Source organism: Planctomyces sp. SH-PL62 (genome assembly GCF_001610895.1).
Classification (GTDB): Bacteria; Planctomycetota; Planctomycetia; order Isosphaerales; family Isosphaeraceae; genus Paludisphaera.
Map to the genome: position 1 here is coordinate 1,384,953 of NZ_CP011273.1, position 17,973 is coordinate 1,402,925.

Sequence of the window (17,973 nt, forward strand, 5' to 3'; positions counted from 1 at the left end):
TGCGGAGTTCGCCCGTCGCTCCGCCGTCTCGGCCGGTCCAGGGACGTACCTTCTTCGCAGAACTACGCATCGGCGTCGGATCGCCGACGGCGACGGAACGGCATCTCCGCGGATCAGCTCAGGCTCCGCAGGAGGATTTCATCGTGCAACGTGTAGACGACGACGTAGACGCGGCCGGAGGCGTCGATCGCGAGGCTCTTCCCGGAGTCCCAGCCGGCGCCGCGGAAGGTCCGCACGGTGGAGAAGGCGCCGCTCGCGTTGAGTTTCAGAAGGAAGCCCTCGGCCATGCCCGCGCTGACCCGGTTGACTTTAGCCTTGCCGGGGTCGAAGTCGGCCGTGTCATTGAACCAGCTCGAGAGATAGATGTTGCCGCTCCCGTCCAGCTTGATCGACTCCGGCCGTCCGCCGTTGAGGGTGAGCGCCTTGGCCCACTGGTACGCGCCCGCCGAGGAGTACTTGGCCACGTAGGTGTCCCCGCCGCTCAGATTCGCCTTGCCGCCGGAGGGGTCGAAGTCGACCTGGTCGTGGAACAGGCCCGTGACGTAGACGTTGCCGGCGTCGTCCACCGTGACGCCGGTCCCGAACGTGCTGCTGAGGCGTGACCCGGTCGGGTTGAAGGACCAGACGTGATCGCCGCCGAGGCCGAGCTTGATCAGGTACATGCTCTGGTACTTGTTTTCGGCCGTCAGGATCCGCTGGCTCGGGCCGGGATCGGCGTCGATGGTGCCCCCGATGGCCCCTGTCAGGTGGATGCCCCCCGATGTCACGTCCAGTCCGCCGATCGTCTGCACATTGTTGGCCTGCTTGACGAACATCGGCTCACCGTCGGGCGTGTGCTTCATCAGGAAAAGGTTAGAGACCGACGGGGAGGTGAGGGTGGCGGTCCCGAACGTGGCCGCGCCCTCGAAGGAGCCGGCGGTGTAGACGTTGCCCGCCGGGTCGAGGTCCAGCCTGCCGCCGACGTCGGTGCCGCTGCCGCCCATTGCGATGGCCCACAGGGTCGCGCCGTCGGGGTCGAGCTTGGCGAGGAAGGCGTCCTCGGCGGTCAGGCCATGCTCGTCGGCGGGCCCGTGGGCCGAGAGCACCGCGGGGGTCCCGTCGGGCCGATCCCCGAACTCGGCATCCGACCCCCGCAACGAGCCAGTCACGTAGGCATTGCCCTTGATGTCGATGACCAGGTCGCCCATGTTCTGGTCGCCGCTGTTGATGACGGCGTTCGCGCCCCCGAAACGGTGGGGCCAGAGGAGGTCCCCGTTCGGGGTGTACTTGGCCACGAAGCCGTCTCGCAGGTCGACGCCCGAGGGATGCACATGGGATCTGAGCGTGTCGGCGGCGTCGGGACCGTCCTGCGGCTCGAAATCCACGGTGCCGGTGAACGTGCCCGACGGATAGACGGCCCCGGCCGTGTCGGTCGCCACGGTCGAGACGCCCACTTCACTGGTGGCCCCGATGCTCAGAGGGGTGAACGACAGCAGGGCGCGCCCTTCGAGCGGCTCGACGGCGGGTCGGACGCGCTTGGTCGGCTTAAAGCGGGTCATCACCGTGCGGTCTCCTCTCGACGGTACAGGGGGGCACAGCCTGCGTTGGAGTCGGCGAAGGTCCCGCGGATCGCCGAACGGGCGCGGGTCGTCCGAGATGCGACAAGTTCGGGCGTCCTGTCGGAGGCTCCCGCCTCGGTGCTCTCCGAGACCTCCGTCAGCCCCCTCCGGCATGCAGTGCGGAAAACCGAGCGGGTTCGTCTTACGGCTCGCGAAAAAAGTCGCGAGGCCGGGTCGATCGTGGGAGGAGAACGGAGGCGGGCGGCAGAGGACTGGAGATGGGGCCGTGAGGTGGCCGCCGGAGGCGGCCGACGCTCGGCCCGTCGAACTTCCGCGGGAGGTACCGGTGGTGATGCCCCTTCGGCGGAGCCGTGGGCGGATCCGTCAGCGAGAGGGTTCGAAGGGGTCGGCCGGGAAGTCCGCGTCCATCAACAGCGCCTCCGCCTCGCCGCGCAGGAGCCCGAGCGCCAGCCGGTCTCCCCAGGCCAATGTGTCCATCACGTCCCTGCTGTCGGCCGACTGCTCGATCCCGCGCACGGATCGATCGAGCCAGGACCTGGCCTCCTCGGCGTGGCCCAGACGGTGGTGGGCCATCGCCAGGAAGAGCCAGTCGAAGGGGGTGCCGCCCCGCCCCTCGGCGGCCATGGACTCCTCCAGGCGACGGACCGCATCGGAGTACCGGCCGGCGCGGTAGAGGACGGCCCCGAGCGTGCCGAGACAGGCCCGCTCCCCGGGCCTGGCCGCGACCGCGGCCTCGGCCAGCGACACGACCCGCGCCGGGTCGGCGACGGCGTCCGGGGCCAGGACGCAGGTCCAGGCCAGGTTGTTGGTCGTCACGTCATCATCCGGCCGACCGAGCTGCTCCAGCATCTGGCCGCAGGTGGCTTGGTATTCGTCGAGCTGGCCTGCCCCCAGACAGGCCACGGCATACGACCGGAGGATGTCGAAGGAGGGCCGTGGATCGGCCTCCGTCCTCAGGGCCATGGCCCTCGCGAGGTGGCTAACGGCCCGATCCCATTCGGACCGCTCGGCGTGGATCGAGCCCAGCTCGCCGGAGGCGACGGCGAGGTCATGTCGGTACTCCGAGCTGGTGGGCTCGCCGGCCACCAGCACTTCGAGCAGGGCGATGGCGTCGCGGAAGGCGGCTGCGGCCTCCTCCCACTTGCCACCCTCTCTCTGCCGGTGGGCGAGCCTCAGATGGAGAAGCGCCTGGCCATAGCGGGGGCCGCCTCGATGCGCGATGACAGAGAGGGGCTCCTCCTCCCCGGCCCTCAGAGCCCGGAGCTCGGCTCGTAGGGACTGCCATTCCTCTGCCGGGATGGACGCGAGCCCTCCCTGCGAGACGCGCACCCCGGTGCCGATCAGGGTGCGAAGTTGCAACTCCCGCGTGGTGTTCGGCGGCTCCGCCAGGTGCAGCAGGTGGGCCGCCCCATGAGGCGAGCCGATCGCCAACATCCGGCCGTTGCCACCGAAGGCCACGGCGACCGCGGCATGGGTCGCCGGCAAGGCGACCGCCGCGTAGGGCGGGCCGAGCGTCAGGTCCCAAACTCGAGCCGGTTGGCCCTCGGCACCGATGGCGAGCAGCGTCCCGTCCGGGCTGAAGTCAATCGAACGGACCTTCCCCCCGACATGGTAGGCGGGTCCCGGGGGCATCCCCGTCGCCGGGTCCCACAACTGCACCAGCCCCCCCAATGACCCGGTGGCCAGCCGCTTGCTATCGGGACTGTAGGCGACGGCACTGCACCGCTCGCCTGTCGCCATGCTCCGCGCGATCTTCGGTTCGCCGGTCAGGTCCCATAAAGACACCCGCCAGTCTTCGTAGCCGGCAGCGAGTTGCCGGCCGTCGGGGCTGAATGCGAGGCATGACGAGTTGCCAGGGATCTCGGCCAGAAGCTCCTGGGTCGCCGTGTCCCAGACTCGAATCATCGCCCCCGGACTCGTCCCACTGGGACCGGTGATGGCCAGCCGCTTCCCATCCGGGCTGAAGGCCAGGCCCGAGAGCCAAAGTCCCTTCCCACGGGGCAAGGGCGGCCCGATCGGTTGCCCTGTAGCGGAGTGCAGCAGGCGAACTCCGTGGTCCGACTCGATGATCGCCAACAACGTCCCATCGGGGCTGAACGCGACCCAGGGCCGCCGTGGATTCCGCACCGGATAAATGAGGACCCTGCCCGTCCCGGTCGCCCGGATCTTGACCTCGAACCTCGTCGCGGTCGCCAGTCGGTTCCCGTCGGGGCTCAGATCGACGGCCAGGACGCCGGAGCTGTGCTCGAAGGTCTGGATCTGTGTCGCCGGGCCGGCTCTCCAGACACGCGTCGCGTCCCTGGAGCCCGAGATCCCGAACGCCCCGGCCAGCATCGAACCGTCCGGGCTGAAGCTCAGCCGGTCGAGATTATTGCCCGAGCCGCTGCCCGGATCGACCTCCGGGTTCCGTAGCGGGAACGCGTGGAGCTGCTGGGTTTCGACGTCCCAGATCCGGATCAGGCCGTCCACAGAGTTGCTGGCCAGCATCCGCCCGTCAGGGGTGAATGCCACCTGGGTCACTCGCGCCCTATGGCGCATCGGTTCCCCTCGGGGCTGACCCGAAGCCGTGTCCCAGAGCCGCGCCGTCCAGTCCATCGCAGCCGTCGCAAGTAACTTCCCGTCCGGGCTGAACGCGAGATCCTGCACCCATCCTCCGACCGAGATGCGAGGGCAGTGCTGGCGCCCGCTGGCCGTCTCGTACAAAGCCGCACGTCGACCCCGTCGCCGCCTGGAACGAGACCTACGTGCGGCTCACCGACTTCACGGCCGCGGTCGAGGACCTCGCCTCCTATGGGCCCGACCACACCCCCGACGACCTGGACCTCGCCGTCCGCTCGGCCCGCGCGGCCAGGCTCGCCGTCCGCTACATCCACGAGCGGGACCCGGCCGCGCTGGCCGATCTGTTCGCCACCCTCCATCGCAAGTCCTGACGTCGTCACTCCCGCGCCCCGCCCGACCTCCGGGCGGGGTCCTTCTCCCCGAACCGTAGGGACGCCCGTTATGAACGACGCCACCCCGGAACTCGCCCCCCGCCACCTCCTTTACGCCCTGCCGCGACACGGCATCCTGGGCGTGCAAGGCCGTCCGTCCGACCGCCCGCTCGCCGTCTTCGCGAAGCCGTCCAGGCCGCCTGGAGCCGATTCGCCCCCGACTCGCGTCGCGGCATCCTGGAGTACTGGGACGACGATTTCCACGTCGACTGGCGCAATCCCGACGGGTCGCCGTACGACCTCGAGGGGCCGCTTCCGTACATCTCCCTGGTTGACCCCGTCGACCTCAGGCACAACATCACGGGGGTCCATTGCTGGGGCGTGTGCAGCTGCGAGGGCCACGTTCTGCGGTTCGCGAGGGACGCGGCCGAGATGCCCGACCGGATCTTCGAGCAGATCGTCGCCCACGAGTTGCTCCACGTCGCGCAGTACGCCGAGGGGGTCGGCGCGAGGACGCCCGAGGAGCTGGCTGGCGCCGAGTGCGACGTCCACCTGCGGCTGCTCGACCACGACTATGACATCGAGGAGTACGCCGAAGGGTGCGAGGACAACTCGTCGCTGGCCGCCCGGTTCGACCGGTCGGACCCCTCCGCCTGACTTCCCGCTTCGCACCCCCACGATAGACCCCCCGAACGAGCAAGGAAGCTCGCCATGAACACCACCGCCGCCATCGCCCCCGCCCGCCACGCCGTCGTCGGCATCTCCCCCCTGGGCGCCCCCGCCGGCATGCCCGGCGACTCCGAGACCTGGCGGGGCGTCCCCGCCGCGCCCGCGCTGCAGGCTTCCGACCTGGGCCGGATCCGCCGGCCCGAGACGACCGGATCCTCAGGGGGCGGCACGATACTTCCGGCTATCGCCAGGTCACCTGCGGCGACCGCAGCATCCTGGCGCATCGTCTGGTCGCGGAAGCCGTCCACGGTCCCGCCCCGACGGGTCGCCCCGAGGTCGAACACCTCGACGGGGTCAAGACCGCCAACGCCCCGTCGAATTCGGAGTGGGTCTCGCACCGCGAGAACATCCGCCGGGCCTCGGTCGTCGGGCTGCTCACGCGGGGGGCCCGCCACCGCGACGCCAAGCTCTCCGAGGACGACGTCCGCGCGATCCGCCGCAGACTGTCGCCGCATCGCGAGACCTATCGGGAGATCGCCCTCGGTTACGGAGTCGACCCCCATCTCGATCAGGCGGCTCCAGACCGGCCGCGCGTGGGCCTGAGTCCGCCATCTGTGCAACTAGTGTACATAATTGTGAATCATGACAATCTAATTCCACCGCCCGGCCCGCCGCCGGGCGTGGTCGCGCCAGGTTGGGCTACGTGCAAATCGAGGCGTCCGCTTACAACTCGTGCATGGCCACCGCGGTTCGCAGGGGGCCGCACCGAGGAGACGCCGACGTGACCGACTCGCAACAGCCCCTCACCGTCGCCCAAGCCGCCAAGTTCTATCCCGGCGGCACCCACACCGGCACGATCATCCGGCACATCACCCGGGGCGTCCGGACGCCGCAGGGCGTCGTCAAGCTCGAGGCCTCCAGGATGGGGGGGAGGTGGACGACCACCCTCGAGGCCATCGAGCGGTTCAGGGCGGCCTGTACGGCCTCCCGTGGGGGCTCGCCGCCGCCCATGGCCCGGACTGCTTCCCAGGCCAAGGCGACGGCGTTCTTGGACTCGATCGGCCTGCGATGGGACCTCAGCCGGTCGCCCTGGCGATCTCCTTCGCCAAGTCGTCCAACCGCTCGGCGTAGACCTGGGTCACATCCATTTTGGCGTGGCCCAGGACCGCCTGGGAGGCTTCGAGGCCGTAGAGCCGCCGGATCCTCGTCGCGGCCGCGTGGCGGAGTTGGAGAGGCGACCAGCGATGTCTCGACCGCCATGCCTTCAGGTCGCGACGCTGGGCTTCCGTTCGCTTCGAGGTCGGGACCGCGTCGAGCTCCGGGTGGGGGGGCGCCCGGTCGCAGGCCCGGACGATCGCCTGGCGGTAGCTCCGGCGGTCGTAGGTCTGGCTCACGTTGCGTCGTCCGGCTGACTCGCGGGGATCGAACACGAAGCCCTCCCCGGCCGCCGCGAGGAAGGGCTCCAGGACCTGGGCCGCCTTGGGACCGATCGGGATCATCCGGGCCCGCAGGTCCTCGTGGTGGTCGGTCTTGCATCGCCCCGGCCGGTACACCCAGGGCTCGACGCTCCGGTCGATCTCAGCGGCCCGCATGGAGAGGACCTCGCCGACTCGGCAGCCGGTCAAGAACTGGAACTCGACCATCGCCGCGACGGCGGCCGGCATGAAGGGCAGGGCGGCCCGCATGCGATCCTCTGAGACGGGGCCGACGCCACGCGACTCGGGGGCCGTGGTCCGATTCTTCGCCAACGGCGCGAGCATCCCCAGCTCGCCGACCGTCGCGGCCGGGACCAACTCCTGCGAGGCCGCCCACCGCCAGGCTCGGCGGATCCGGTTTACCCGGGAGTTGACGACCTCCCGGGAGAGCCCGGAGTCGACCATCACCGCACGGACGGCCTCGAGTTTTCGAACTCCGAACTCGACCGCCGGAGTCGCCTCATAGAGCCGTCGTACCGGCCCCAGGGCGTCGGCCATGTTGCGGGCCTCCCCCGTAGGTTCCCCCGTCAGCGCCCGGTAGTACTGGATCGCATGCACCATGTAGGCAGCGATGACCTCGGCGACGCTGGCACCCGACGCGACAGGGGCGGGCCGCTTGTCGCGGGCGAGCCATTCGGCGACGAAGCGTTCGTAGGCCTGGGCGGCCTCTCGCGTTCCGTGCTTGCCGAGGTAGTGGGCGCGGCCGTCGACCTGGACGTAGGCGCGGCCCGAGGCCTTGTGGCGGCGGAGGGATAGAATGCGGTTCACGACGCGCGGCATGGCGGCCTCCGAGCTTATCCCCGTCAATTGACGGGGTTACCGCTTCGGTCTTGAGACCGCTCGCCGGGACGCCCGACGGTACGTAAATCACACGTTCGGCAGGACTTGCGTTGCAGAGCGGGCGAGGGGATTCGAACCCCTGACGTCCAGCTTGGGAAGCTGGCATTCTACCACTGAATTACGCCCGCGATCTACGAGTAGACATCGTCTCCGTATCGCCTCTCGTACGAGACGCTGGGATCATATCAGCCTCCCTGGTGTAGGGCAATGGGTTGCTTGGTGGGAAGTGAGAGATTTCCGGCGTCTCGACCGAATCGGAGGCTTACTACTTACTACGCGGTGGGGCGGGGGCGACGTCGGGGGCGGACCTGGCGAATGTCTGGGGGCTTCCAACTCCAATTGCCGCCTCTTGCCGATCATGGTATGAGTACAGCCCCTCGACGCTCTGGCGGCCACGACACGACGTCGCTAAAGCATGGATGCTCGTCGGGATTCCTGTCTCATGGGCGCGGGTCGACATGAAGAACTTCGTTCGCCTGGTGAGGTTCGCCTGGCCTTATCGCTATCGATTCGGGATCTCCGTCGCCTGCGCGTTGATGGTCGCGTTGTTGGCGTTCATGGAGTTGGGGGCCGTCCTCCCGCTCCTCAAGATCCTCATCAACAACGACAATCCGCAGCGATGGATCTCGACCAAGATCGATTCGATCGCCGAGGACATCGAGCGGCTCGCGGCCCAGCGGGAAGAGTTGGAGCGAGTCGAGCGGGCTTTCGCGGCGGGGGGCAACCTCTCCGCGCCCTTGAGCGTCCGATTCCAGGAGCTGGAGAAGGTCAAGAAGGACATCCAGACGGAGTTGGAGTCTCGCGAGCGCCGCGTCGCCCTTCCAGACCAGCCTGGGGCTTCCTCGCAGGTCCTGGTCGAGGAGACGGGCAAGATCCAACTGCTCAAGCGAGAGCAGCGGATCATCGAGGCTCGCTGGAGCGAGCTCAGCCAGGGGAGTCGTTGGCTGCACGAGTCCGACCGTAGGGCGCTCGACCGCCGTGTGGCGGCGATCGACCGAGAGCGAAAGAACGAGGAATGGTGGCAGAAGTTGTACCAGGGCGTGAAGCCCACGGTCTATGAATACCTGCCTTCGGACCAGTTCCGCACCCTGGGCATGTTGATGGGCCTGGTGCTGATCGGGGTGATGATCAAGGGGTGTTTCACCTTCTGTCAGGAAGTTTTGGTGGCCGACGTGATGCAGCGCACGCTGTTCGACGTCCGCAACCTGTTCTTCCGAAGGACGACGAATCTGGACCTCGCGAGCTTCTCGGAGCAGGGTTCGTCGGACCTGATGGCCCGGTTCACCAACGACATGGACTGGTTCGGCCAGGGGCTCAACACCATCCTGAGCAAGCTGATCCGCGAGCCGCTGCGGGCGGTGATCTGCATGTCGGGGGCGTTCTGGTTCAACTGGAGGCTCACCTGCCTGACGCTCGTCGTCGTGCCGATTTCGGCCTATACGACCTACCGGGTCGGCCGAGTGATGAAGCGGGCCGTGCGGCGGTCGCTGGAGAGCATGTCGTCGATCTACAAGATCCTCCAGGAGACGTTCCAGGGGATCAAGGTCGTCAAGGCGTTCGGCATGGAGCGGGTGGAGCGCCGGCGGTTCTTCCTGGAGACGAAGAACTTCTACAAGAAGAGCATCCGGGTCGCGATGATCGACTCGATGTCCGACCCTGTGCTGGAGCTGCTGACGCTGATCACGGTGGCGATCGCGCTGCTCTCCGGGTCTTACCTGGTGCTGAAGCAATCGATGTTCCTGGAGATCGGCCCGTTCAAGCTCCAGTTAGCGTCGGAAGTGATGGCGATCGAGGACCTGCTGACGCTCTACGCGATCATGGCGGGGGTCTCTGATCCGATCCGGAAGCTGTCCAACGTCCACTCCAAGCTCCAGCGGGCCGCCGCGGCGTCCGACCGCATCTGCGCCCTGATGGATCGCGAGCCCCAGGTCGCCGAGTCGCCCCAGGCGGTCCTGTCGCCGGCGCACCGGCGGACCATCGAGTTCGACGGAGTCCATTTCTCCTACCCGGGACGCGACTCCCTGCTGCAAGGCATCACCCTGACCGTCCATCACGGCGAGACCGTCGCGCTCGTCGGTCCCAACGGCTGCGGGAAGTCGACCCTGATGAACCTGCTCCCGAGGTTCTGGGACGTCGACTCGGGCGCGATCCGGATCGACGGCGTGGACGTCCGCGAGATCCGCGGTCGGAGCCTGCGGCGGATGATCGGCATCGTCCCGCAAGAGACGATCCTGTTCCAGGACTCGATCGCCCGGAACATCGCATACGGCGATCCGGGGGCGAACCGAGACGCCATCGTCAAGGCGGCCGAGCGTTCCTACGCCCACCAGTTCATCATGACGCTGCCGGACGGCTACGACACCGTCATTGGCGAACGCGGGCACGGACTCTCCGGAGGCCAGCGTCAGCGGATCGCCCTGGCTCGGGCCATGCTCCGCGACCCCTCCATCCTGATCCTCGACGAGGCCACGAGCGCCGTGGACATCCAGGACGAGGCCCTGATCCGCAAGGCCATCGAGGAGTTTTCCAGGGGCCGGACGACGTTCCTGATCTCCCACAGCATGGGGACGATCCAGTTCGCCGACCGCATCGTCCTGATCGACGACGGCCGGATCGCCGCCGTCGGCACCGACCAGGAACTCAAGCGATCGAGCCCCCTCTATCGACGGCTCCACGACATCCACTATCACCGCGAGAGCGCCTGAGCCGATTGTAGGGCCGGGGCCTGGGCCCTAGCCGAAAACTCGGGCCGGCGGCCTCTTGCCAAGGCCCCGGTCCTCAGATAGTATAGGCCCGTACGAAACACACCCCACGCACCCGTAGCTCAATTGGATAGAGCATCGGTCTACGGAACCGAAGGTTATAGGTTCGAATCCTATCGGGTGTACTTTCAAAAGTCGGCGGCGATCTCGGGATTCGGGCTCATCCGGTCCCTTCGTCGGACGGCAAACTCCTCAACGCCACCCCGCTGTCGGTTGGCCTGGTAAGTGGCCTCGTATCACGGGCGATGGCTCAAGGAACAGACGATCCTCATGGGCTCCGTTCCCGATTCCCCGGGGCGGCCCATTCTGCCGCGAAGCGGTAGCCGCCCCCCCCCTCGGTCCGGATTAACGGAAAGACTTCGGAGCGTCGCCTAGCTTGCGGCGGAGGCCGACGACGATTGCCCGGAGGTCTTAAGCCTCTTTCGAGGCTTGCGGAGCCCAGACCTCCCTGCTGACGCTCCGCCCCGTCGGGGGAACCGGGCCGCCTGGCGATTACGCAGAGTGCCCCTAGGCGTCTCGACCGGTGGGAGGACGTTCGCATCGCGGGATCGATCTCGTCGGGCGCACGCCGCCGCTGCTCCTGTGCGAGAGTCGGACCTGGAGACGGGACGTTAGGAATCCGTCCAGAGGCTCGCGCCGGTGAGTCGGATCGTGCTGGGCTCGGGGGAGGGAATGGGGCACCGTCCAGTTGCGTCCGCGGGCCCCGTCCCCGATCATGGGGCCGATCGACGGGACGTGGGAGGTGGGCGATGCCCAACGACGAAAAGCCGAGGAGTTTCGAAGACGGCGATGCGCGGGCGAAGCCCGAGACGCCCTCGGCTTATACCTGTACGCTTTGCGGGTGCCTGTGCGACGACCTGAGCCTCGTCGTCGCCGAGGACCGGGTGATCGAGGCCGTTTCAGCCTGCGACCTGGCCCGCCCCCGTCTCATCGGGCTGCGGACGACCCCGCTCGCGACCCCTTCGGCGCGAATCCAGGGGCGCGACGCGGATGCGGAGGCGGTGGTCGAGGCGGCCCGGATCCTCGTCGGCGCGAAGGCGCCAGCGATCATCGGCCTCGGGCGGTCGACGAACGAGACCGCCCGCAAGGCGGTCGCCCTGGCGGACCGGATCGGCGCGACGATCGAGGTCGGCGACGCGACGTCGGCCTGGCCACGGATCGCGGCCATGCAGCGCGTCGGGAGCATCGGGGCGACGCTCGGCGAGGTCAAGAATCGCGCGGACGTGGTCGTCTTCTGGGCCTCGGATCCCGTGACGACCCACCCGCGACACCTCGAACGCTATTCCGTCGAGCCGACGGGCCGATTCGTCCCGGAGGGGAGGGGAGGGCGCCGGGTCGCGGTGGTCGACGCCACGACGACGCCGACGGCCCGGCTCGCCGACGTCTTCCTCCAGGTCAGACCGGAGGTCGAGTTGAACGTCTTGCTCGTCCTGCGGGCGCTGGTGCGGGAGACGGCGCTCGACGCGAAGCGGGTCGAGCACGCGACCGGATGCTCGCTCGCCGCGCTGCAAGCCTTCGCGGAAATGCTCCAGGGAGCCCGCTACGGGGCGTGGTTCACCGGGGCCTTCGCCGGCCGAGGGCCGATCGCGGAGGTCGAGGCGCGGCACCAGGCCGTGACCGGGCTGGTGCGCGACCTGAACCGGACGACGCGGTTCGCGGCCCTGGGGTTGGGCGAGGCGGGAAACGCGCACGGCGCAGAATCGGCGCTCGCCTGGCAATCTGGGTTCGCTCCCGGCGTGGACTTCGGCGCGGGCTTCCCGGAGTCGCTGCCGGGGGAGTCGTCGGCGGCCGTGCGACTGAGACGCGGCGATTTCGACTGCGCGATCGTCGTCGGCGGTTCGGCGATCGATTCCATGCCGGGAGACGCGCGAGCCCGCCTCGCGGACAGGCCCTGGATCTTCCTCGGCGACCGCGAGCACGAGGCGTTCGACCTAGCCACGATCGCGCTCCCCGCGACGACGCCGGGGATCGACGAGTCCGGGACTTTCACGCGAGTCGACGGCGTGACGCTGCCGATCCGGAGCTTGCGGCCCGCTTCCTCGCCGAGCGAGGGGGATTGGCTGGTCGCGTTGAAAGAGGCCGTCGAACGACTCACGTCGGAATCGGCCGCTCCGGAGGGGGAGGCGGGATCATGAGCAGCCTGTGCATCGCAGGCGGACGCGTCGTCGACCCGGCGAACGGCGTCGAAGACCGCGTCGGGGACCTCTGGGTTCGTGACGGCCGTATCGTCGCGGCGCCGGCCGATCCGGACGCTCGGGCGGATCGGACGATCGACGCGAGGGGATACGTCGTCATGCCGGGGGGGGTGGACGTCCACTCCCACATCGCCGGCTCGAAGGTCAACGCCGCGCGGATCATGCGGCCGGAAGAGCGCCGCGACGAGGACCGCGTCATGCGGCGATGGCGGGACTTCCGATCGGGAACGATCGGCAGCGTCCCCAGTTCGTTCACGACGGGCTACCAGTATGCAGGGCTGGGCTACACGACGGCCGTCGACGCGGCGATCCCGCCGCTGGGCGCGCGTCACGCCCACGCCGAGTTCGGCGACGTACCGCTGGTCGACAAGGCTATGCTCATCCTGATGGGGAACAACCACGCGATCCTCGACGCCGTCCGCGAGGGCGACTTCGCGCGGGTCGAACGGACCGTGGCCTGGCTGCTGGACTCCTCGAAAGGTTTCGGCGTCAAGGCGGTGAACCCAGGCGGGGTGGAGCAGTGGAAGCAGGGGGGGGGCCGGATCGCCGGCTGGGACGACCGGGTCGACCACTTCGACGTGAGCCCCCGCCAGATCGTCGTCGCGCTGGCGAAGGCCGTCGACTCCCTGGGGCTGCCGCACCCCTTGCATTTCCACGGGCTGAACCTGGGCCTCCCCGGCAACTGGGCGCACGCTCTGGAAGGGATGCAGGCCCTCGACGGACTGCGATTCCACCTGGCGCACGTCCAGTTCCACAGCTACGGCGGCTCGCCCGACCACCCCGAGGACATCGACGCCAAGGTCGAGCCGCTGGCGGATTATGTGAACACCCACGAGGGTGTCACGGTCGACGTCGGCCAGGTGATGTTCGGCGAGACGACCAGCATGACGGCCGACGGCCCCACCGGACACTATCTGGCGAACCTCCTGGGCCGGAAGTGGTACAACCACGACGTCGAACAGGAGGACGGCTGCGGCGTTTCGCCCATCGAGTACCAGGACAAGAATTTCATCCACGCGCTCCAGTGGGCGATCGGCCTGGAGTGGTTCCTCCGGGTCGAGGACCCCTGGCGGGTGGCGATGTCGACCGACCATCCCAACGGGGCTTCGTTCCGCTCTTACCCGGAAGTCATCGCCCTCCTGATGGACAAGAACTTGCGGGACGAGACCCTGGCCCGGCTCCCGGAGCGGGTCAGGGCGAGGAGCGGGCTGGGCGACCTCTCGCGCGAATACACGCTGGCCGAGATCGCCGTCGTCACCCGCGCCGGGCCGGCCCGCATCCTCGGCCTGTCGCACAAGGGCCACCTCGGGATCGGGGCCGATGCCGACGTGACGATCTACGCTCCCGACGACGACCGCCGCCGGATGTTCGCCCTGCCTCGATGGGTGGTCAAGGGGGGCGAGGTCGTCGTCGACGACGGCGAGCTTCGGTCCGCCCCCGGCGGGCGGACGCTCTTCTCCGCGCTGGACGTCGACCCCGAGACCCGGGCCGACCTGGAGCGAAGGCTGGCGGAGGAGGCGTCGTTCCATCCGGCGAACTTTCGCCTGAGCGTCGACGACCTGGCCGGACCTCACGCCGTCTCCCGGCCGAAGCCGGGCTGATCCACGCCCCGACCTGGGTCTTGCGAGAACGCGACGATGTTGCTGGACGGCGTCTTGATCGTGGATACGTTCGCGGAGGCGTTCCCGATGACCGCCGCGCGGGCCATCGTGACGGCCGACTCGACCCGCTGGGCCGAGATCGCGGGCCGGACGATCTCGGGATACGCGACGAGCGTCATCGGCTGCGACGCCGAGGTGGCCGTTGAGCGGCGGCTCTCCCCCAGGGAGACCCCCGACGGCCGTCCCGGCGTCAGCGTCCTGGCCTTCGCCTTCAGCCGCGAGGCTCTGGAAAAGGCCCTGGTAAACCGAGTCGGCCAGTGCGTGATGACCTGTCCGACGACCGCCTGCTACAACGGGCTGCCCGTGGGCGAGAAGTCGATCGTCGTCGGCGGCCGGCTCCGCTACTTCGGCGACGGCTGGCAGATCTCCAAACGTCTGGCCGGGCGGCGTTACTGGCGGCTTCCGGTGATGGACGGCGAGTTCGTCTGCGAGGAGGCCTTCGGCACCGTGAAGGGGGTCGCCGGCGGCAACCTCATCCTCCTGGGGACCGACCCTGCTGGCGTGCTGGCCGCCGCCGAGGAAGCCGTGACGGTCATGCGGACGGTCGAGGGGGTGATCCTGCCCTTTCCGGGGGGGATCGCGCGGTCCGGATCGAAGGTCGGGAGCAAGTACAAGGCCCTCCGCGCCAGCACCAACACCGCCTACGCGCCCGGCCTTCGGGGGTTGGTCCCGACCGACCTGCCGGCCGACGTGCGGTGCGCCTATGAGATCGTCATCGACGGCCTGACCCTGGAGGCCGTCGAGCGGGCCACGGCCGAGGGACTCCGGGCCGGGGCCCGCGCGTCCCGGGGCGTGGTCGCGGCGACGGCGGGGAACTACGGCGGGAAGCTCGGGCCGTTCCACATCCGGCTGCACGACGTTTTGAAGCGCTGAGCGACCCGGACGAAATCCGGCCGCGGCCGGGGGCGGTTTCCCGCAAGAAGGGGGGAATCCCGGCGAATAGACGCGTGCCATGGTTTATCGTGTTCATGGCGTCGGGGACGAAGCGGTCACGACCGGCGCGTCGTCCCCGGAAGTAGGGCTCGATCGCGTCCGCGTGTCGTGGAGAAAAGGGGTCCCCATCATGGAATACCTGATCGGCTTTTTCGTCCTCCTGTTCTTCGGGGGCGTCCTGTTCCTGATCTTCGGCCCCTTCTTCACGGTCCAGCAGCAGTCCGCGGCGATCGTGCAGCGGTTCGGGAAGTTCGCGAGGGTGGGGCATCCGGGCCTGAACTTCAAGGTCCCGATCATCGAGACGATCGCCGGCCGGATCAACCTCCGGGTGCAGCAGCTCGACGTCCGGGTGGAGACCAAGACCGAGGACAACGTATTCGTGCTGGTCGTCGTGTCGGTCCAGTACGCCGTCCTGCCGGACAAGGTGTACGACGCCTACTATCGGCTGATGGACCCGCACATGCAGATGTCGGCGTTCATCTTCGACGTCGTCCGCGCCCGGGTCCCCTTGCAGAAGCTCGACGACGTGTTCGAGAAGAAGGACGAGATCGCCGACGCCGTGAAGAACGAGCTGGCGCACGTCATGTACGACTTCGGCTACGGCATCGTCAAGGCGCTGGTGACCGACATCGAGCCCGACCGCAAGGTGAAGGAGGCCATGAACGAGATCAACGCCGCTCAGCGGCTGCGGATCGCGGCCACCGAGAAGGGCGAGGCCGATCGGATCCTCAAGGTCAAGGCGGCCGAGGCCGAGGCTCAGAGCAAGGCGCTGCAGGGCAAGGGCATCGCCGACCAGCGGCGGGCGATCGTCGAGGGCCTCCGCGAGTCGGTCGACGAGTTCCAGAAGAGCGTCCCCGGCACGAGCGCCCAGGACGTCATGAACCTGGTGCTCATGACGCAGTACTTCGACACGCTCAAGGAGATCGGGGCGACCTCGCGGAGCAACACGATCCTGATCCCGCACACCCCCGGCAACCTCAACGACCTCACGACCCAGATGCGCGACGCCATGATCAGCGCCGACCTGGTCACTCACGAGGCCCGCGTCCGGCCTCGGCCCACGGGCGGCAACGACGTCGCCCACAAGGAATCGGCCGGCCGCGACGGTGGGAAGCACTGACCCATGGCGATGATGCTCCGATGGCGGTCGTCGACCGATCTCCCGGTCGACGGCTCGCCCCTCAAGCCGGAAACCTTCCGCGGGCTGGCGTCGGCCGACGCCGCCCGCGTCCCCCTGCGCGTCGGCACCGCGAGAGCCGAACTCGGCGAATTGTTCGACGTCGATGGAGACGCCCAAGACGAGCGTCTGGTCCTGGAAGGGGACCTGGGCCGCGTCTCGCGGATCGGCCTGGGCATGACGCTCGGGACGCTCACGGTGCGTGGCGACGTCGGCTTCCGGTTCGCCGCCGAGATGACGGGAGGGCTGGCGGAACTCGACGGCTCTTGCCTCGACTGGGCGGGCGCCGAGATGGGCGGGGGGCTCCTCCGCATCCGTGGCGACGCCGGTGACGGCCTGGGGGCCGCCTACCCCGGAAGCCGCCGGGGGATGCGCGAGGGGGTGATCGTCGTCGGCGGCAACGCCGGGAACGACGTCGGGATGCTCCTGCGCCGGGGGCTGATCGCGGTCCGAGGCGGCGTCGGCGCGGGGCTCGGGCGCGGCCTGATCGCCGGGACCATCTTCGCCTGCGGCCCGGTCGGCGGGTCGCCGGGGGTGGGAATGAAGCGCGGGACGCTCGTCCTTTTGGGCCTGGACGATCCGTCGCCGGTCGTCCCGCCGACTTTCGCATTCGCCGGCGGGTTCGTCTTCCCCTATCTGAACCTCTATCAATCGCACCTGGCCGGGTGCGGGATCGAACTCCCCACCGCGGTATCCTCGGCGCTTCTCGACCGCTACAATGGCGATCTGGCGAGCGGCGGCCGGGGCGAGATCCTGGTTCCGCCGCCGCGTCCGGTCCTGACAGTCGTCTCTCCCACCTGAGGCCCGACCCGCCATGACGTCGACCCTCAACGCCCGCGCCGCGCAGATCGTCGAGACGATGATCGCCGGGGCGGAAGATCGCCGGATCGCCTCTCACGAGGTCGACGGCGGCGGCCTGTTCCTCGATTGCGGGATCAAGGCTCGCGGCGGCCTCCGCGCGGGGCTCGACCTGGCGCGGGTCTGCCTGGGAGGGCTGGCGGAGGTGACGATCCCGATGGGCGAGATCGACGGCCGCGCCGTCCCTCTCGTCCAGGTCTGGACGGACCACCCGGTCCGGGCCTGCCTGGCCAGCCAGTACGCCGGGTGGGCGATCTCCGAGGGTAAGTACTTCGCGATGGGCTCCGGGCCGATGCGTGCCGTGCGCGGCAAGGAGCCCGTTTTCGACGCGATCGGCTTCCGCGAGGAGTCTGAGACCGTCGTCGGCGTGCTGGAAACCCGCAAGGCCCCCCCGCCCGAGGTCGTCGCGAAGATCGCCCACGAGTGCGGCGTCGAGCCCTGGAACGTCACGCTGGTCGCCGCCCCCACCGCGAGCCTGGCCGGCGGGTTCCAGATCACGGCCCGATCGGTCGAGACCGCGCTGCACAAGCTGGCGGAGTTGAAGTTCGACCTCGGTCGGATCGTGTCCGCCCACGGGACGGCCCCGCTCCCTCCCATCGCCCGCGACGACCTCGCCGCCATCGGCCGCACGAACGACGCCATCCTTTACGGCGCCCGCGTGGTCCTCCACGTCACCGGCGACGACGAATCCCTCCAGGAGATCGGCCCGCGCGTCCCGTCGTCGGCCTCGCGCGACTTCGGCGAGCCCTTCGCCGCCATCTTCGCCCGCTACAATAACGACTTCTACGCCGTCGACCCCCACCTGTTCAGCCCGGCCGAGGTCGCCTTCCAGAACCTCGACACCGGCCGAACCCACGTCTTCGGCGCACCCCGCCCCGAGATCGTCGCGCGGTCGTTCTGGGGATGATCGACGC

14 protein-coding genes, 2 tRNA genes and 1 pseudogene are annotated in these 17,973 nt (G+C 68.9%); 12 read left to right on the forward strand and 5 right to left on the reverse strand.

Annotated features, from left to right (window positions below):
* Window positions 1–113 precede the first annotated feature (113 nt).
* Together VT85_RS05395 and VT85_RS05400 are read right to left on the reverse strand one after the other, a co-directional pair.
* Entirely contained in the window at window positions 114–1,538 is a 1,425-nt protein-coding gene (locus VT85_RS05395; RefSeq protein WP_068411649.1) for an SBBP repeat-containing protein, read from the reverse strand.
* 384 nt (window positions 1,539–1,922) lie between these two features.
* The gene (locus tag VT85_RS05400) at window positions 1,923–4,205 is read right to left on the reverse strand and encodes a tetratricopeptide repeat protein (RefSeq protein ID WP_068411652.1); all 2,283 of its coding nucleotides are present in this window, start codon (window positions 4,203–4,205) and stop codon (window positions 1,923–1,925) included.
* A gap of 98 nt (window positions 4,206–4,303) precedes the next feature.
* Between VT85_RS05400 and VT85_RS05405 the strand changes: the two genes are divergently transcribed.
* The 4 genes and pseudogenes from VT85_RS05405 to VT85_RS29945 all read left to right on the forward strand — a co-directional run.
* Window positions 4,304–4,489: a hypothetical protein gene (locus tag VT85_RS05405; RefSeq protein WP_068411654.1), complete on the forward strand. Its 186-nt coding sequence runs from the start codon at window positions 4,304–4,306 to the stop codon at window positions 4,487–4,489.
* A 432-nt stretch (window positions 4,490–4,921) separates the two neighbouring features.
* Complete coding sequence (locus VT85_RS05410) at window positions 4,922–5,146, forward strand: hypothetical protein (RefSeq protein ID WP_068411657.1); 225 nt, start codon at window positions 4,922–4,924, stop codon at window positions 5,144–5,146.
* 299 nt (window positions 5,147–5,445) lie between these two features.
* The gene (locus VT85_RS29940; RefSeq protein WP_409999941.1) at window positions 5,446–5,943 is read left to right on the forward strand and encodes an HNH endonuclease; all 498 of its coding nucleotides are present in this window, start codon (window positions 5,446–5,448) and stop codon (window positions 5,941–5,943) included.
* Window positions 5,895–6,077 (forward strand): annotated as a pseudogene (locus VT85_RS29945) (hypothetical protein); the annotation flags it as partial. The gene VT85_RS29940 and the pseudogene VT85_RS29945, both read left to right, overlap by 49 nt.
* On the opposite strand, the gene VT85_RS28965 reads toward VT85_RS29945, so the two are convergent.
* From VT85_RS28965 to VT85_RS05425, 3 genes are all read right to left on the reverse strand, one after another.
* The gene (locus tag VT85_RS28965; RefSeq protein WP_068411661.1) at window positions 5,987–6,193 is read right to left on the reverse strand and encodes a hypothetical protein; all 207 of its coding nucleotides are present in this window, start codon (window positions 6,191–6,193) and stop codon (window positions 5,987–5,989) included. The pseudogene VT85_RS29945 and the gene VT85_RS28965 overlap by 91 nt on opposite strands.
* 41 nt (window positions 6,194–6,234) lie before the next feature.
* The gene (locus tag VT85_RS05420) at window positions 6,235–7,413 is read right to left on the reverse strand and encodes a tyrosine-type recombinase/integrase (protein WP_068411664.1); all 1,179 of its coding nucleotides are present in this window, start codon (window positions 7,411–7,413) and stop codon (window positions 6,235–6,237) included.
* Between the two features lie 116 nt (window positions 7,414–7,529).
* Window positions 7,530–7,601: transfer RNA gene (locus tag VT85_RS05425), tRNA-Gly, on the reverse strand.
* Between the two features lie 330 nt (window positions 7,602–7,931).
* Here VT85_RS05425 and VT85_RS05430 point away from each other — a divergent pair.
* The 8 genes from VT85_RS05430 (at window position 7,932) to mch (ending at window position 17,966) form a co-directional block, all read left to right on the forward strand.
* The gene (locus tag VT85_RS05430) at window positions 7,932–10,178 is read left to right on the forward strand and encodes an ABC transporter ATP-binding protein (protein ID WP_068411667.1); all 2,247 of its coding nucleotides are present in this window, start codon (window positions 7,932–7,934) and stop codon (window positions 10,176–10,178) included.
* A 108-nt stretch (window positions 10,179–10,286) separates the two neighbouring features.
* A tRNA-Arg gene (locus VT85_RS05435) sits at window positions 10,287–10,360 on the forward strand.
* Window positions 10,361–10,984: 624 nt separating this feature from the next.
* A complete protein-coding gene (locus VT85_RS05440; protein ID WP_068411670.1) occupies window positions 10,985–12,370 on the forward strand; it encodes a hypothetical protein in 1,386 nt (461 codons plus the stop codon).
* Window positions 12,367–14,031 carry a formylmethanofuran dehydrogenase subunit A gene (locus tag VT85_RS05445; protein WP_068411673.1) on the forward strand — a complete coding sequence of 555 codons (1,665 nt, stop codon included), beginning with the start codon at window positions 12,367–12,369 and terminating at the stop codon, window positions 14,029–14,031. The genes VT85_RS05440 and VT85_RS05445 overlap by 4 nt, the downstream gene beginning before the upstream one ends.
* A 36-nt stretch (window positions 14,032–14,067) precedes the next feature.
* Entirely contained in the window at window positions 14,068–14,964 is an 897-nt protein-coding gene (gene fhcD / locus VT85_RS05450) for a formylmethanofuran--tetrahydromethanopterin N-formyltransferase (RefSeq protein WP_068411675.1), read from the forward strand.
* A gap of 190 nt (window positions 14,965–15,154) precedes the next feature.
* Complete coding sequence (locus VT85_RS05455) at window positions 15,155–16,144, forward strand: SPFH domain-containing protein (protein ID WP_068411678.1); 990 nt, start codon at window positions 15,155–15,157, stop codon at window positions 16,142–16,144.
* A 3-nt stretch (window positions 16,145–16,147) separates the two neighbouring features.
* The gene (locus VT85_RS05460) at window positions 16,148–17,002 is read left to right on the forward strand and encodes a formylmethanofuran dehydrogenase subunit C (RefSeq protein WP_068411680.1); all 855 of its coding nucleotides are present in this window, start codon (window positions 16,148–16,150) and stop codon (window positions 17,000–17,002) included.
* A gap of 13 nt (window positions 17,003–17,015) precedes the next feature.
* Complete coding sequence (mch, locus tag VT85_RS05465; RefSeq protein ID WP_068411683.1) at window positions 17,016–17,966, forward strand: methenyltetrahydromethanopterin cyclohydrolase; 951 nt, start codon at window positions 17,016–17,018, stop codon at window positions 17,964–17,966.
* Window positions 17,967–17,973: the final 7 nt, after the last annotated feature.